The organism is Bartonella sp. AA97HXZ (assembly GCF_042196985.1).
In the GTDB taxonomy this organism is placed as follows: Bacteria; Pseudomonadota; Alphaproteobacteria; order Rhizobiales; family Rhizobiaceae; genus Bartonella.
This window is the reverse complement of the sequence record NZ_JBHIRC010000103.1, coordinates 1-631: the sequence shown is the minus strand read 5'-3', so window position 1 is coordinate 631 and position 631 is coordinate 1. Positions and strand designations below refer to the sequence as shown.

1 pseudogene is annotated in these 631 nt (G+C 31.1%); it reads right to left on the bottom strand.

What is annotated here, in order from left to right:
* Positions 1 to 355: 355 nt before the first annotated feature.
* Positions 356 to 631 (bottom strand): annotated as a pseudogene (locus tag ACFINE_RS09930) (hypothetical protein); the annotation flags it as partial.

The following is a 631-nucleotide window of genomic DNA, read 5'->3' as shown; positions in this document are numbered from 1 at the left end:
TTTTTTATTAGTATTGTTAATGGAAAAATATGTGAACAGTTTATTGTAAATATCTTATAAGTTTATCATAATAAAAAATTAGAAGGAAAGAGCCAAAACCTAATATAAACGAACAAATTGTAATGTTTATTAGTGCTTTTGACCAACCTATTGATAATATAATAATAGGAATTGTAAGCAATCCTATAAACCCCATTATCACTATAAGGCTTAGTATCAATCTTAAAGGACCACGAAGCCATAAAAGCAAAAGGACGAGCGCCTCTTTGCTTATTTGTGATTTTGACATTATTTTCCCCTCACGCGCTTAAATCAAGATGCTCCATAATATACACAGTACAATAAATGACACAAGTTATTTTGTTATAAAATCTTCGAGATCTGTTTGATGTTCAACGGATGAAATATCCGGTTTGGTAGAAGATGATTCTATTTGATATTCTTTCATAAAAGCAACTTTTTCTTCTTTGAATAACAAAATAGGATTCACCCAGTATTGATTAGGCAATTTTGGTTTCAAAATTCCTTTTTGTATAAGTTCTCTTAAACCGTTGTGAAAAGTTCTGTCGACCATATCGCGCTTTTTTCCATTTATACCCCCATCAAACCAAATTAAGGTAACGCTGCTGGG